Source organism: Flavobacterium sp. GNP001, from assembly GCF_054343775.1.
Genome location: NZ_JBTGUX010000001.1, coordinates 303,240 through 319,750, shown reverse-complemented (window position 1 = coordinate 319,750; position 16,511 = coordinate 303,240). Strand labels below are relative to the sequence as shown.

Annotated in this window: 14 protein-coding genes; all 14 read right to left on the bottom strand. The window is 36.1% G+C overall.

Features of this window, described 5'->3' with window-relative positions:
• Positions 1–29: 29 nt before the first annotated feature.
• The gene (locus ACXX8U_RS01230) at positions 30–455 is read right to left on the bottom strand and encodes a YMGG-like glycine zipper-containing protein (protein WP_210790779.1); all 426 of its coding nucleotides are present in this window, start codon (positions 453–455) and stop codon (positions 30–32) included.
• A gap of 97 nt (positions 456–552) precedes the next feature.
• On the bottom strand, positions 553–1,842 hold the full coding sequence (gene kynU, locus ACXX8U_RS01225; RefSeq protein WP_458564265.1) for a kynureninase: 1,290 nt from the start codon (positions 1,840–1,842) through the stop codon (positions 553–555).
• Positions 1,843–2,155: 313 nt separating this feature from the next.
• Positions 2,156–3,205 carry a tRNA preQ1(34) S-adenosylmethionine ribosyltransferase-isomerase QueA gene (queA, locus tag ACXX8U_RS01220; RefSeq protein ID WP_210790783.1) on the bottom strand — a complete coding sequence of 350 codons (1,050 nt, stop codon included), beginning with the start codon at positions 3,203–3,205 and terminating at the stop codon, positions 2,156–2,158.
• 156 nt (positions 3,206–3,361) lie between these two features.
• Complete coding sequence (gene aroA, locus ACXX8U_RS01215) at positions 3,362–4,612, bottom strand: 3-phosphoshikimate 1-carboxyvinyltransferase (RefSeq protein ID WP_458564264.1); 1,251 nt, start codon at positions 4,610–4,612, stop codon at positions 3,362–3,364.
• A gap of 100 nt (positions 4,613–4,712) precedes the next feature.
• Entirely contained in the window at positions 4,713–5,039 is a 327-nt protein-coding gene (locus ACXX8U_RS01210) for a nucleotide pyrophosphohydrolase (RefSeq protein WP_035661076.1), read from the bottom strand.
• Between the two features lie 2 nt (positions 5,040–5,041).
• A complete protein-coding gene (locus ACXX8U_RS01205; protein WP_458564263.1) occupies positions 5,042–7,045 on the bottom strand; it encodes a DUF3858 domain-containing protein in 2,004 nt (667 codons plus the stop codon).
• Between the two features lie 8 nt (positions 7,046–7,053).
• A complete protein-coding gene (locus tag ACXX8U_RS01200) occupies positions 7,054–9,069 on the bottom strand; it encodes a DUF3858 domain-containing protein (protein ID WP_458564262.1) in 2,016 nt (671 codons plus the stop codon).
• A gap of 6 nt (positions 9,070–9,075) precedes the next feature.
• Positions 9,076–10,983, bottom strand: a complete 1,908-nt coding sequence (locus tag ACXX8U_RS01195; RefSeq protein ID WP_458564261.1) for a DUF3858 domain-containing protein — start codon at positions 10,981–10,983, stop codon at positions 9,076–9,078.
• A gap of 148 nt (positions 10,984–11,131) precedes the next feature.
• Positions 11,132–11,584 (bottom strand): D-aminoacyl-tRNA deacylase, encoded by a 453-nt coding sequence (dtd, locus tag ACXX8U_RS01190; RefSeq protein ID WP_458564260.1) that lies wholly within the window; start codon positions 11,582–11,584, stop codon positions 11,132–11,134.
• 55 nt (positions 11,585–11,639) lie between these two features.
• On the bottom strand, positions 11,640–11,999 hold the full coding sequence (locus ACXX8U_RS01185; RefSeq protein ID WP_458564259.1) for a four helix bundle protein: 360 nt from the start codon (positions 11,997–11,999) through the stop codon (positions 11,640–11,642).
• 24 nt (positions 12,000–12,023) lie between these two features.
• Complete coding sequence (rsgA, locus tag ACXX8U_RS01180; protein WP_458564258.1) at positions 12,024–13,001, bottom strand: ribosome small subunit-dependent GTPase A; 978 nt, start codon at positions 12,999–13,001, stop codon at positions 12,024–12,026.
• Between the two features lie 132 nt (positions 13,002–13,133).
• Complete coding sequence (locus ACXX8U_RS01175) at positions 13,134–14,216, bottom strand: chorismate mutase (RefSeq protein WP_458564257.1); 1,083 nt, start codon at positions 14,214–14,216, stop codon at positions 13,134–13,136.
• A 94-nt stretch (positions 14,217–14,310) separates the two neighbouring features.
• The gene (locus ACXX8U_RS01170) at positions 14,311–15,168 is read right to left on the bottom strand and encodes a prephenate dehydrogenase (protein ID WP_458564256.1); all 858 of its coding nucleotides are present in this window, start codon (positions 15,166–15,168) and stop codon (positions 14,311–14,313) included.
• Positions 15,169–15,348: 180 nt separating this feature from the next.
• Positions 15,349–16,494 carry an aminotransferase class I/II-fold pyridoxal phosphate-dependent enzyme gene (locus ACXX8U_RS01165; protein ID WP_458564255.1) on the bottom strand — a complete coding sequence of 382 codons (1,146 nt, stop codon included), beginning with the start codon at positions 16,492–16,494 and terminating at the stop codon, positions 15,349–15,351.
• Positions 16,495–16,511 lie beyond the last annotated feature (17 nt).

Below are 16,511 nucleotides of genomic sequence, written 5' to 3'. Positions count from 1 at the left end.
GGAACCTTTTTTTATCTGTATAAAACTAATTAGTCTTTCTTACTACCGTCGATTATCGCACCTGTTCCAGCACCAACACCTGCTCCTGCAACACCACCAATAATAGCTCCTTGAACTTTTTTCTTGCTGATGATTGCTCCAGTTGCTGCTCCTACACCAGCACCAATTACAGCTCCTTTAGCGGTACTACTCCAACCCTTTTTTTGAGTTGTTGTTGTCGTTGTAGTAGTGTTTGGCGCTTGCTGGTTAACAACAATAACCTCTTTTTTAGTTTCTAATTTTTCTTCCTCCATTTTAACCATAACTTGTTGCATCGAGTCGATTACTCTTTGCTTTTCCATGGCTACTTTCATGGAGTCTACAGTTGCAGCTTTAGCTTTTGCAACATCGGCTTTTGTTTGATTCTGACATGAAACTACTGCTAAGGCAAGTAGCATAAAGTATACTATTTTCATAATGATTTGTTTTTAAATTTCTATTTTACAAAGATATATTGGGTTTAAAACATTAATGTTATGGAATTATTTTTGTGATTTATATAATTCAACGATTTTACTTGCCTAGAATACCCTTTTTCAAAATCTGACCAAATTCAAACATATCCTCAAACGAAGTGTATAAAGGAACTGGAGCTAGCCGAATTACGTTAGGTTCTCTCCAATCTGTAATCACCCCGTTTTTCATTAAATACTCAAATAAACTGCGTCCTTCACCATGCAGGAACACTGATAATTGTGAAGCACGCTCTTGAGGATTACTTGGTGTAATAATTTCAAAAGTACTGTCTACTTCATTATCGATTTCATGCAAAACGAATTCTAGATAAGCGGTGATGAGATCGCGTTTTTCAAGAAGTGCATCCATGCCAACCTCAGCAAACATATCAACAGAAGCGAGATAGGGTGCTAATGACAAAATAGGTAAATTGCTTATTTGCCAACCATCAGCTCCGTGAACAGGATCAAAATTAGGTTCCATTTTAAAACGACGTTCTTTATTATGGCCCCACCACCCGGCAAAGCGAGGCAACTGCGAATTGTTGTGGTGTTTTTCATGAATGAAACAACCAGATGCATTACCTGGTCCTGAATTCATGTATTTGTAGCTGCACCATGCTGCAAAATCAACATTCCAATCATGGAGTTCTAATTTGACATTTCCAGCGGCATGCGCCAAGTCCCAACCTACATAGGCTCCCACTTTATGACCCGCTGCAGTAATGGTTTTCATGTCAAAAACTTGACCTGTATAATAATTAACGCCACCAATAAGTACAAGCGCCAACTCATCGCCTACCTCTTCAATTTTGGCTAAAACATCTTCTAGGCGAATGTTATGCTCGCCTTCACGTCTTTTGATTTCAACCAAAGCATCTTGTTTATCAAAACCAACGGCACGGGAATGAAAATCAACTTGGCTTTGAAACATGTATTGATCTGATGGAAATGCTTTTTCCTCACAAATGATTTTGTAACGCGTTTTAGTTGGCTGATAAAACGAAACCATAAGCAAGTGCAAATTAACGGTGAGCGTGTTCATTACCGTAACTTCAGTTGGCAAAGCACCAACGATTTTACTTAAAGGCTCTGCAAAGCGTTCGTGGTAATCCCACCAAGGTTTGTCACTGTAAAAATGACCTTCGACAGCGAGATTAGCCCAATCATTCATAACCTCATCAACATAGGTTTTGGTACGTTTGGGTTGTAAACCGAGCGAATTTCCGGTGAAATAAATGACTTTTTTATCGTTTACTTTTGGAAAAATAAATTCAGATTGGTATTTATTAAGAGGATCTTGTGCATCGAGTTGCCTTGCAAATTCAAGGGTATTTTGAAATTTCATATACAATTTTTTGAAACGTAAAAGTACAAAAAATCAAGCTAGTGTAACAAATGAATGTTTGAATTAGCACTACTTGAATTGAAGAAAAAATTCTCAAAAATACGTACTCATAACAAATTTAACTGTTTTAAAGTACACGAGAATTTACCGCGATTTGGTGTGAGGGATGGCAGCGGCATCCTTTATTTTCTTTTTTTAAAAGAAAATAAAGATAGAGCGAACAGCCCGACCCGACCTTTTTTTGGGAGGGACACACGCAAAAAAAAATCTCGCCATTGCTGACGAGATTCTTTAAAATATATTCTGTACTGAATTACAATATCAACATGGCATCGCCATAAGAGTAGAATTTGTATTTTTCTTCGATAGCTTCAGCGTAGGCTTTTTTCATTAAATCGTGGCCACAAAATGCAGAAATCATCATTAAAAGAGTTGATTTTGGAGTATGAAAATTGGTGATCATACACGTAGGCACTGCAAAATCGTGAGGAGGAAAAATAAATTTATTGGTCCAACCATCGAACGGATTTAAAGTGTTTTGCGACGAAACTGAACTTTCTACGGCACGCATAGAAGTAGTTCCTACGCAACAAATACGTTTTCTTTTTGCTTTTGCTTCGTTTACGATATCGCAAGCTTCTTGCGTGATTTTTAACTCTTCAGAGTCCATTTTGTGCTTTGACAAATCCTCTACTTCAACTGGATTGAATGTTCCTAAACCAACGTGCAAGGTTACTTCGGCAAAATTCACACCTTTGATTTCAAGTCTTTTAAGCAAATGCTTAGAGAAGTGCAAACCTGCTGTAGGAGCAGCTACGGAACCTTCTTCTTTAGCATAAATGGTTTGGTAACGCTCTGCATCTTCTGGAGTTACATCTCTAGAAATGTATTTTGGAATTGGAGTTTCTCCAAGTTCAGTCAATTTATTACGGAATTCTTCGTAAGAGCCATCGTATAGAAAACGCAATGTTCTACCACGAGAAGTAGTATTATCGATTACCTCAGCAACAAGCGAGTCATCGTCGCCGAAGTACAATTTATTACCAATTCTGATTTTACGAGCTGGATCAACTAACACGTCCCATAATCTTTGCTCTGCGTTCAATTCTCTTAGTAAAAAAACTTCGATTCTAGCACCCGTTTTTTCTTTGTTACCGTACAAACGAGCAGGAAAAACTTTAGTGTTATTTAGAATTAAAACATCACCTTCGTCAAAATATTCGATGATATCTTTGAACATTTTGTGCTCTATAGTTTGTTTTTTACGGTCAATAACCATTAGACGAGCCTCGTCTCTATTTTCGGCTGGATACTCCGCAAGAAGTTCTTTTGGTAAATCAAATTGAAAATGGGATAACTTCATTTATTTTTTTATTTTAAAAGTTTAAGATTTTCAACAGTTACTCACATTGTAGCAACATAAAAATCTTTCGGGTGCAAATATACGATTGTGAGATAGGCGTTGTCAAGTGTTTTGGCTTTTATTTTCAAAAACAACTGATAACGTTGCATTTAAACCTTATAAATGCGCTACCTGAAAGCCAATCGACTCCATGTCTTTCCAGAAATCAGGATAAGATTTTGAAACTACGCCAGCATCCGCAATGTGTAATGGCACTTTAATAGCCAAAGGAGCGAAAGCCATAGCCATACGGTGATCGTTATACGTTGCAATAGTTACCTCTTTGTTTAAAGTAGCTGATGGCTCTAAGGTTAGACTATCATTGGTAACTGTGATGGCTGCTCCTAATTTGGTGAGTTCGACTCTGAGTGCTTCTAGCCTATCTGTTTCTTTAATTTTTAAAGTGTGAAGACCTGTGAGGTGACAGCCAATTCCTAAACCTAAGCAGGTAACCACAATGGTTTGCGCAATATCAGGCGTATTGTTTAAATCGAAAGTGAGTTGTGTTGCTGGAACAAAATTAACATCCTTCGTTAATGTCATTTGGTTACCGTTAAACTCAGTACGCACACCTAATTGTTCATAGATACTTACCAAAGCAGCATCGCCTTGAAGGCTGGTTTGTTTGTAACTATTCAAAGTAATTGCGGCTTGATCAGCAAGCGCTACAATACTAAAAAAATAGGATGCTGAACTCCAGTCAGACTCTACCGTCATTATTTTGCTTTCAGATTCTTTTTGAGGAGTTACTGTAATGCTGTTGCCTTCAAAGCGAGTTGTAATACCCAAATCGTTAAGTAATGCCAAGGTCATTTTGATGTATGGAACGGAGGTAATTTCACCCACTAAAGTGATTTCGATACCATTTTCGAGTTTAGGAGCCACCAATAGCAAGGCTGAAATGTACTGACTACTCACGTTGGCGGGAATCGAGACTTTAGAGGCTGTAATTTTTTGCCCTTCTATTTTGATAGGCGGATAACCTTCGTTTTTTTCGTAAGTGATTTTGGCACCCAACTGCTCCAATGCTTCGACTAAAACTTGTATTGGGCGTTCGGTCATGCGTTGTGAACCGGTAAGTGTAACTGTTGCTCCGGGCGTTACTGCAAAATAAGCTGTTAGAAAACGCATAGCGGTTCCCGCATGGTGAATGTCTACCATTTGTGGCTCTCCACTAGCTGCTGAAACTTGCTTTAAAGCTTTAGCCATAACCTCACTATCATCTGAATTGGAGGTATTAGCTAAAGTAATATTTGGGAATAGCGCTTGTAACAGTAGTAATCTATTGGTTTCACTTTTAGAACCTGTTATATCGAGCTGCGAATTGTGAATTGTAAATTGTGAATTAGTGCTTAGTCTTAAATTCATGCGTATAATTGTGAGTTGTGAATTGCGAGTTATAAATTAAATACCCTAGCTGCGCAATTTACCACTACTCGTTCATAATTCATAATTTACAATTGACAAATTATTTCAGTTTTTCATTGTTTTTGTGACGATCTTTGTCTCTAACCGATTTCAGATCCATCTTTTTGTCGAAAGCAGCTTGCAAATCGATTCCTGTTTGGTTGGCCAAACACAACACTACAAAAACCACATCAGCTAATTCTTCGCCAAGGTCTTTGTTTTTGTCGCTTTCTTTTTCAGACTGTTCACCGTAACGACGGGCAATAATACGAGCTACTTCACCTACTTCTTCGGTGAGTTGTGCCATATTAGTTAATTCGTTAAAATAGCGTACACCGTGTTCTTTGATCCAAGTATCTACGTCGAGTTGTGCGTTTTTTAAGTTCATTATTATATTTTGCTTAAAATGAATTTTTCGTTTTGCTTATTAATTACATTTTGATAAAAAGTCTTTAACTCCGGATAAAATTCTGCTTTAAATAAAGCTCCTTTGATCTCTTCGCTGACTATCATTTGAATAGTATTACCAACCACGGTGCTATTCATCGAAAATACGACTTCATTTCCTTGAGTTGAGATTTTAATTGGCTTAGGGCTTGACTCCACAGCGTACCCTGCAGGGATTTCAATATTAAAATTATATTTTCTATTTTTTGGGTAAGCAAAATAGATGGGCATCTCACGGTTTTCTTGAACAAAGGGGTTGATTGCACTAGTTAAAAACAACATTGGATTTACATATAATTTACCTGCAATAATTTCGCAATGATTTACCGTTGAAAAATCAAATTTCTCACTAATTGCCTGACTGCTAATTGTTTTATTTTCTTCTGTACCGTACTCGGTAATTTCGAGACCGTTCCATTTATTTTCTAATCTTTCAAGGTACGTATTTTGATCCTGATTAGCTTGATTTTCGCGAAATAAAAATGCTTCGGTAGCCGTATGATACATTTTAAATTTTCCTTCGATCTTCCCTGTAGAATTTATTTTTGCAAACAAATTGTGATTTATCGAGGAAGGCTGTTTAGGTACCAGATTTATCTCTTCGGATGACCCGTCTTTTCGAATTAATCTTCCTTGCCAGTTGAGCAACTTCAAAGGTAAAATATCGGGACTGGTATATTTATTGGTAGCATCCAACAATACATTTTTACCTTCAATCGTTGCGGATGCAATTACGTAATTGAATCCTGTTCTATTTGGATATACTGGAACTCCATGATCTAAGGTGCTTACCAAAACGGGGTTGGCATCAACTCCTGCTATGCGCAGCATATTGATGAGAATAAAGTTTATTTCGGCTGAATTACCAGCTCTACTACTGTAAGCATCTTTAACTCCTTTATCCGTGTAATACCCATTTTCACCATTCCAATTCATTCTTTGTTGAACGTATGTAAAAATGCTATTCATTTTTTCCTCAGAACTGAGCGGGGTGTTTGTATCGTTTTTTATAATTTCTTTTACATCATCTAAAAAGAAAAGACCAAAATCTAGCTGTTTACCAAAATTTTTATCTTCAAAAATAGAGGTACTCACCCCTTCCCAAGTTGAAGCATAGTCTTTTTCCGGTTCTTGGTAAAACTGTGTTTTTTCTAATTCGTGTTTCAAACAAGCTCTATAATTTTGCAAATTGTCCACAAAAGGCTCTGGCTTTAAAGCAGGAATGTTTTCAGCAGAGTAAGTGCTTATGACTTGTTGAAAATTAACATAGTCTGTTCTGGTCCGGTCATATCTACTAGGAAAACTAAAAGAACCTCCTGACACTTTCTGTGCCGTTTTGATTGGTGCAAAACCACTAACAAGTGCCTTATAAACAAGAAATCCAGGTATTGCTGTTGTAAACTGGGCGAAATTTACCGGAATTTCATATTGAAAATAAAAACTAGGAAATTTGATTATGTTTTCTGACTTCAAAAAATATTTAAACTCAATTATAGAACCTACTTTGACGTTAGGTAGTGTTATAGATGCTTCCTTCCAATACTCATTTACTTTGGTCACAAAACTACCCTCACTTTTCAGTTTTGATTTTTCAATAGCACCGTTAACTAAATTGTAGGTAACTGCATCAGAAAATTGAACTGACTCATCGTTCCTATCTTCATAACCAATGTAAAAGGGCACCTTGAAAGTAGCCCAGTTCAATCCTTCTTTTTTATAAATTTTTACGCGAACCTGAAACTCTGTACCTATTGAAAATCCATCCTTTAAATTATACTTAAAAGTAGTTTTAGCTCTATTAAAAATTATTGCGGCCACAGCACTAGAATCCTTTGGATGTTGTTTTATCTTAAGTTCGTCAATAGAAACTTTACCCAATTCAAGATCTTGTGCGTTTAGTTGTAAACCAATACAAGCCAACAATACAACAAACCAATTTTTGATCATTACAGTTTTTATAATTTTACAAGAATAATTTTCTCGTTTTGTTTGTCAATCATCTTTTGAAAGAACTCTTTTAGGGCTAAATAATAGTCAGCTGGTATTATTGGAGCATTTATTTGACATGAAACTGATATTTGAACAGTATTATCCGTCAAACTAGTTAAAAATTTAAAGGTAGCTAACCCATCTTCCATGGAAATAACTGCCGTTTCTGGGTAAGAATCTATTTTATATCCGTTTGGAACTTGAAAATTTACGACATATTTATCCATGAAGGGAAAAGCAAAATCAATTGGAAATTCTCTAATCTCTTGTTTGAAAGGATTTGCATTTGTGGTAAAAGATAACAAAGGCTTGATATAAATGGCATCCCCTACTTTTTCACTAAAATTAGCTCCTTTAAACGAAAGTGTTTCAATAACAGGTAATTTAAAATCGACTTCGTTTATTCTTTCATATCCACTAACCTCAATGTTATTGTTGTCATTTTCAAATTTTTCTAAGTAAGCATCTTCTTTGGTACCCGCAACTGCAGATCGAAAAAGCATGGCATGATGATCTGTTCTTTGTCGTCTCAACTTTCCTAAAACTTCGCCTTTATCATTGACGCTGTAATTCATCGAAATAACATCATTTGCAGTTTGCTTTGGCATCAAATCTACTTCTATTGAACTTCCATCTTTTCGAATTAGCCTACCAAACCAGTTTAAATCGCGAACAGGTAAAATATTTGGAGCAGAAAAAGCATCTGTAGCATCTAAAAGAATTAGGTTTTGACCATCTTCGACGGCAGCAATAACATAATTAAAAGCGGTTCTGTTGGGAAATATGGCTATCCCATTTGAACGTGTACTAATTAAAACAGGATTAGCTGTTAAACCAGCATATCGCAACATAGCTGTTAACATTAAGTTTATTTCGGCTACATTACCCGATTTTTTATTGTAAGCTTGTCTTACACCGTCGTTGCAAGAATACCCGTAATAATCGTTCCATTTCACTGTAGCTTTAACAAACTGCAAAATGGCAGTAATTTTATCCTCGGTAGAGCTTAATCCTGCTATTACTTTTTGTAAATCTTGTTCAAAATAACCTGTTTTATTTAGTTCTGGTCCAAATTCATCATAGTTATAAATCGTCTTTGCAACTGAATTCCAATCTGTAGCAAAAGTTTGTATCAACTCTCCAGGATATTTAGTCATTGCTAATTCTTGAACTAAGGTCCCTGTATAATTACCCATATTATTAACAAAAGGCTCCTCCTTCATGGCTGGCAAATTTTCAGCTATGTAAGTCTTTTTTGTTTCAACATATTCTATTTTCTCATCATTAAAAGAAGTTGTTGTAGCGCGGTTTACAGTAGTTCGTTGTTTTGAAGTAAGAGTTATTGAATTACTTTTTTTCTCTACGGTAACATTTGGCTTAATGAATCCCTTGATATTTACATTGTAGACAAAATACTCTGGTACAGTGTTGGCGTACTCAGAATAATTTACAGGAATACTATTTTGAAAATACCACTCCCTGGTGCTACTTACTCTTGGGGATTTAATTGTGTATTTGAATTCAATTACAGAACCTTCTTTCACATTAGGCATTGTGATTTTTTTTTCTCCCCAGTATTTATTTACAACCTCATTAAATTCACCATCACTTTTAAGTTTTGTTTTCTCAATTTTACCATCGACTAGATTATAGGTAATCGCATCCGAAAAAGAAACTGTTTCCCTAGCTTCATTATCGGAATAGAAACGGATACTTTTATTCGCCCATTCATATCCTTCTTTTTTATAGATTTTAATACGAGTTTTAATTTCTGTCACCATCATAAACCCTTTCTCAGGTGAATATATAAAGGTATTTTTTCCCTTTTCAAAAAGGATTGCAGCAGCTGCACTAGAGTCCTTAGGATGTACTTTTTCTTGCAATTCAAGAATTGAAACTTTTCCGAGTTCAAAGTTTTGGGCTTGAATTTTGCAACATAAGATAAATAAGAAAAGAGTCCAGGTAATTTTCTTTAGAGTCATTAGAGATTAAATTTTGGTTAAAAGTAATTTGGCATTGTCATTTTTAGCAATCTGTTCCATAAACAATCTATAAGCATCATAATCAGCATTGGCATAAATACCCTTTTTGATGAGGATGGTTCTTTTGTACACCAGGTTGTTATTGTCTTTTTTAATAATTTCGGTTTTATAATCACCAAATTTGGTTTTTAATTCGAAGTTCGCCGGTAAAAATTCAATTTGAAATCCTGCAGGTAGCGCTACTGCTATTTCATCAGTATCAAGGTAACCACGAGGTATTTCGAACGGGTTTTTACGATTACGAATACGCTTTATAGTTCCTAAAAATTGATTATAGGTGTTAATTGCTACCATCATTTTTCCACCAGTATTTGGAGCATAATTCTCAGCGCTTAAACTAATATTCTCAACAAAATGTATTTTATCCTTATCGTTTTGAAGTTCAATCTTAGCTATTTTCAAATTGTTAATATTAGTCCAGTATCTTTTATAATGGATGTCTTTATCGGCAGGTTGCATTTTTTCTATGGAAGCTTTGGATTGGTACTGAGATCCAGTAGACACAATTTTTATAGCCCCTGTGAGGTTTCCTTGAGCATCTAAACTATAGTTCCCTGTCGAAATTTGACCATTAGCATTATCGTGGTACTTTTTAGTATGAATAATTTCTCCACCTTCAGGTTTCATGACCACAACATCACGATCGTCAGTAAAATTGGCTTGAAAACCAAAGGGGTCATCTTGGCTCGTACATTCTAGAAAGATACTTTCATCTGCATTTGGGACACACAAAATAACATGGTTTCCTTGAACAGAGAAAAAATCAGCTTCGATGTTACGAATATCGCGGTCACCGTACAATTCTGTGTAGTACGAAGGGACCCCAACCACCTCAAGGAGCGCTCTAGTGTAGTTTGAAAGTGCCTTACAATCACCATAACCCAATCGATCAACATCGGAGGCCAACATAGGTTTGAAACCGCCTATACCGACTTGCACACTGACATATCTCGATTTTTCTTGAACAAATTTGTAAACAATTTTAGCTTTTTTAATCGGATCTGTTTCAGTGCCTACCAAAGCTTTTATTTTAGATTTTGCTTCTTCACTAAGGCTGGTGGTACCGATAAGAATGTTTTCTGAAAACCATTTCCCGTATTCTTTCCAATTCTTTGCAGTTCCGTCGACTCCTTCTAAATTGAAATTTTCTAAACCCATCATTACTTTAGGAAACACCTTAGCAGCTGGTGTATAATCCTCGTATTTTTCGGCAACAATGTTGAGCGCTTCGTACTGCAATTGCGTTGGCGAATCAACAATAGTTTTTATCTTAAAATTGGCGAAATTGAATTCTTTTTTTCTAAAACCCAATGCTTGAGGCACATTGACGTTGACAATGCTTTTTTCAATACTCACATTATATTCTGAAAGCAAAGACCAAGTGGGAATAAATGCAGTGTTAGAGGTTTCAATTTCACTTTCGTAAACAATAGTAAAAGGGTATTGTGTAGGGGTATACTCAAGATAAATAAAGCGTCCATCTGAAAAAAGAGTACTACCGCCTGATGCACTTTGTTCTTTAAAATCTTTTCGCTTTATCTTTTTGATTTCGATTCCAAAGTTATCATAGACAACAGCTTCGATATTTTTAACTGTGCGTCTTTTGTCAAAATTTTCGACAGCATCTACTGCTTTTAATCCCAATTCATTCAAAACGGTGACCACCCTTTTGGTTTTGATGTTCATACTTCTTTGCGAAGCTATAGAAATGTCTAACTGATTGAGTCTAATAACTGCATTGGCATTGTTTTTAAGACTATCCGCAATGGTTACAGCAGTATAATTAATTTTTTGGGCGTTCAAACTTGATGCGAAAATGGCAGCAAAAAGAACAACAAGAGTTGTAATTCTCATTTGATATAAAATAAAGATAATGAATGATGAACCCAAGTGGGTTCTAGAAAATTTCGCAATTCAAAGAAAAGCGCATTGATTGCTTGTTAAGGATTTCCTAATTCGTGGTGTTCAAAAATAGCACAAATCTCACAATATAAAACTATTTTTACTCTTTATTTTTACTATCAATTACAATAGTTACTGGACCATCGTTTAGGAGTTGTACCTTCATGTCGGCACCAAAAACTCCGGTTTGTACTTTTTTACCGAGATCTTGTTCTATTTGGGAGACAAATTGTTCATACAAAGGAACGGCAGTTTCAGGTTTCGACGCTTTAATATAAGATGGGCGATTGCCTTTTTTGGTTAAGGCATGAAGGGTAAATTGAGAGACCACAATAATATCACCACTGATATCTTTTATAGGAAGATTCATGACATCATTTTCATCTCCAAAAATACGGAGATTGACAATTTTAGAACTCAGCCAGCTGCTATCTTCATGCGTATCCGCATCTTCAATTCCAACCAAGACCAACAATCCTTTTTGAATATTGGCTACAATTTGATTGTCTATTGTGACTGAGGCTTGTGAAACTCTTTGGATTACTACTTTCAAAATAATTATGAATGTTGAATTATGCGTTATGAAAACTGAACTAAAACGATAATAGCTATTTTTTTAAATTGTTTTTAGTTGAAATAATAATTGAAGCTATGATTTTTTTAAGTTCAACAATATCACGATTCAAAGATTCATATTGCGATTCTTTAAGATATTCAGATCGAAACAATAATTCCAACCAATAGTCGCTTTCATTGGCTTCTTTTTGTGCAATTGCAAGTTTATGAATAAAATCTAATTTACTTTCCGCATGTTCTGATTCCCTCACAAACGCACCAATTGACGTACCGCTACGCAGTAGCTGTTTACTTAAATCAAACTCCTTCTTTTCCGTACGTAAGAATTGATACAATTTTACGATTCGTAAAGCAAAATCAAATGATTTTATTTTTATGGCATTACCTGACATAATTCATAACTCATAATTGAAACATTACTCCCTCGTTTTATCACTTGCTTTTCTATCTTCGTCATACACATCTGTGCGATAATGTTCATCATCTCCTTCTAAAATCTTGAGATAACTATTATAACGTGACCAGGCAATTTCATCTCGTTCCAATGCTTCTTTTACAGCACATTTCGGTTCTTCTTTGTGCAAGCAATTGTTGAATTTACACTGATCTTTTAGTTTGAAAAATTCCGGAAAATATCCGCTTATTTCAGCCGGCTCCATATCAACCATCCCAAATCCTTTGATTCCGGGTGTGTCAATAATACTGGCACCAAAAGATAAATCAAACATTTCTGCAAAAGTTGTGGTGTGCTGCCCCTGCTTGCTTGCCTCCGAAATAGTTTTGGTACGCAAATGCAATGATGGCTCCATGGCATTTACCAAAGTAGACTTTCCAACTCCTGAATGACCAGAAAACATGCTTACTTTACCAATCATCATTGCTTTCAATTCCTCAACACCTTTCATTTCGGTTGAGGATACGCGCAAACACTGATATCCAATTTGCTGGTATACATGCTGCATGTACAATTGCTCATCAAGAGTAGCATCATCAAGAGTGTCTATTTTATTAAAAACCAACACAGTTTCAATCCCGTAAGCCTCTGCTGTTACTAAAAAACGGTCGATAAAATTAAAAGTAGTTGGCGGATTATTAACCGTAATCAACAAAAAAACGCGATCAATATTAGAGGCAATAATGTGCATTTGATGCGATAAATTGACCGACTTTCGAACGATATAATTTTTACGATCGTGAATTCCGTGAATAGTTCCCGTTACAGCATCTGAAGTTTCTTCTAATTCATAGTCAACTACATCACCTACGGCAATGGGATTAGTACTTTTAATGCCTTTGATTCTGAATTTTCCTTTGATGCGGCATTCGATAAAATCTCCTTGTTCTGATTTTACGGTGTACCAACTTCCTGTAGATTTGTAAACGAGTCCTGTCATAAGGCAAAGGTAAAATTTTGTTTGAAGTTTGAAGTTCAAAGTGTAGAGTTTTTTTAGAAACAAGTTCAAACAAAAATCCTCCAAAATCTTCTTAAAAAAGTTTTGGAGGATTTATTAAAAACTTACAAGAAATTAAGCATTCAAAACCTTATCTTGATGGTTGATACTTTCTTGGTGAATGGCCTTGAATAATTTTAAAACAAACTCTTCTGAAAGTCCTTTGGTTTCTCCATCCAAAATCATTTTACCTAAAATTTCGTTCCAACGGTTGTTTTGTAATACTGCTACGTTCGCGGCTTTTTTCACCAAACCAATTTCGTCCGCTACCTTCATACGTTTGCCTAAAAGCTCTAGCAAAGTCGCATCTAAAACGTCAATATTAGCTCGTAGTTTTTTCATTTTCTGAGTAAAATCATCCGATACATCATCAATTTTACGCACTTTTAAATCAATGAAAATTTGCTTCAAAGCATCAGGTGTTACTTGCTGTGCCGCATCACTCCAAGCATTATCTGGATCAATATGCGTTTCAATAATCATCCCATCGTAATTCAAATCTAAGGCTTCTTGCGTTACCTCTAAGATCATTTTGCGATCACCAGTAATGTGCGAAGGATCTATAATCAAAGGCAAATCAGGGAATTTATTTTGCAATTCAATAGCAATTTGCCACTCTGGAATGTTGCGGTATTTTGTTTTCTCATACGTAGAGAAACCTCTATGAATAACTCCTAATTTTTCGATTCCGGCATTGTACAAACGCTCTACTCCACCCAACCACAAAGATAAATCTGGGTTTACAGGGTTTTTCACCAAAACAATTTTATCTGTTCCTGCTAATGCATCTGCAATTTCCTGAACCGCAAAAGGATTTACCGTTGTTCTAGCACCTATCCACAACACATCAATGTCATATTCTAAAGCTAATTTTACGTGAGCAGCATTGGCTACTTCAGTTCCCATTAACAAACCTGTTTCTTCTTTGGCTTTTTTCAACCATTTCAAACCTATTTCCCCCACGCCTTCAAATCCTCCTGGACGCGTTCTTGGTTTCCAGATTCCTGCTCTAAAAACACTTACATCCGAATCCTTTAACTCATGTGCAATTTTCAATACTTGATCTTCGGTTTCAGCGCTACATGGCCCTGCTATTACTAATGGGTGGGTCAAATTAAATGCCTCCAACCAGTTTCTCATTTCTTTCTTATTTTCCATCTTTTCTAAATTTTATTTTCTAAGTTTCGTTTTTTCTATATGTTTTCTTATGAACACTGCTAGCTGTTAACTGTGACTGAAAACTGTCAACTGTTTACTTCTTAACATTCATCCCGTTTAATATCTCTTTAATCTTATTCACACTTTCCATTTCATTGTAAATCGCCTCGTAATCCTCATTCTCTAAAAGCTCCTTAAATTTAGATAAATTCAAGATATATTCATTCAAAGTTTTTACGACTTGCTTTCTATTTTGCTTAAAAATGGGTGTCCACATTGCGGGTGAACTTTTAGCAAGACGCACGGTACTTTCAAAACCAGAACCTGCCATATCAAAAATATCCTGCTCGTGTTTTTCCTTGTCAATGACTGTTTTTCCTAACATAAAAGCACTGATATGGGACAAATGCGACACATACGCAATGTGCTTATCGTGTGATTTCGGATCCATATACCTAATCCGCATTCCCATTTCTTGAAACAATGCCAAGGCGCGTTCTTGCAATTTAAAAGTTGTTTTCTCTACCTCACAAATAATGTTTGTTTTGCCTTGAAACAACCCTTTTATCGCTGCTGATGGTCCCGAAAATTCGGTTCCAGCAATAGGATGCGTGGCTATAAAATTTCTCCTTTTGGCATGGTTAGCAATACTTTCACAAATAGGCAATTTTGTCGAACCCACCTCAAAAACAATCGTTTGATCTCCTATCGCCTCCAAAACTTGGGGTACAACCTTGAGCGCTACATCTACAGGAACCGAAACAATCACAAAATCAGCATGCATTAAATCTGTAAATGTTGCCATTTCATCAATAACACCCAATTCAATTGCCTGATCTAGATGCTTTTCATTGGTGTCAATCCCATAAATCGTGGCGTGCGGATACAAATCTTTAATATCCAATACCATCGAACCACCAATCAAACCTATGCCTATTACAAATACTTTCATTTTTTTGTTTTTTATCCGAAGCTTATCCTGCTATCCGTTGCAATCTTTCCTGCCGAACGCCGGCAGCAAAGGATTTCCACTACTATCAGGGCTAGGGAATTTCATTATCGAGAACATTTATTTTCTTACAATGATCTTTATTTTTCAACTCTACGACGAGAAAGATTTATCAAGTCCTTACTAAAATCGACTGATAGCTTCCCTAATTTTTTCTTCTTCAACACACAAAGCAAACCGAATGTAACCTTCTCCATTACTCCCAAAAATAGTTCCCGGTGTAATAAAAATTGATTTCTCATGCAAAATTCTATCAATAAACGCTTCTGCTGATGTAACTCCATCGGGTAACTTTGCCCAAACAAACAAACCAACACCTTCTTTATACACTTTACAACCTAGTTTTTCAGCGAGTTCCTCTGTTACAATTCGTCTTTTTTTATAGATTTCATTCATAGCATCAAACCAAGCCTTATCACTTTTCAGCGCTGCAACAGCTCCTTTTTGAATGCCGTAAAACATACCGCTATCCATATTGCTTTTTACTTTTAAAACCGCATCAATAGCATTGGCATTTCCTAATACCATTCCTACTCTCCAACCCGCCATGTTAAAAGTTTTACTCAAAGAATTCAGTTCTAAAGCCACTTCCTTTGCTCCTTCTACCTGCAACAAACTCATCGGATTGTCATTCAAAACAAAACTATAGGGATTGTCGTTCACCAATAAAATTTTATGTTTTGCAGCAAAAGCAACTAATTTTTCAAACAATTCCAAGCTCCCTCGAGCTCCCGTTGGCATGTGCGGATACCCAATCCACATGATTTTCACTTTGCTTAAATCCAGTTGCTCCAAAGCTTCAAAATCCGGCTCCCACTGGTTTCCTTCTTTCAAATCATAATATACTGGCACCGCTCCTACTAAATTGGTCACTGATGTATACGTAGGATAGCCCGGATTCGGAATCAAAACGTGATCGCCTTCATTCAAAAATGCCAGCGAAATATGCATAATTCCTTCCTTGGAACCCATCAAAGGCAAAATTTCTGTTACAGGGTTGAGTGTTACACCATAATTTTTGGAATAAAAATCAGCCATACCCTCGCGCAACTCTGGTAAACCTTGATAACTCTGGTATTGATGCGCATTTTCATCTTGCATCGCAGCTACAATTGCAGCTACAATTGCAGGCGCCGGTTGCAAATCTGGACTCCCAATTCCCATATTAATGATGGGTTTGCCTTCGGCAGCTAGTTGCCTTACTTCTCTCAATTTGGAGGAGAAATAATATTCTTCAATGATATGGAGACGCTTTGCTGTGGTAATCATGTGTAAATTTTTATATC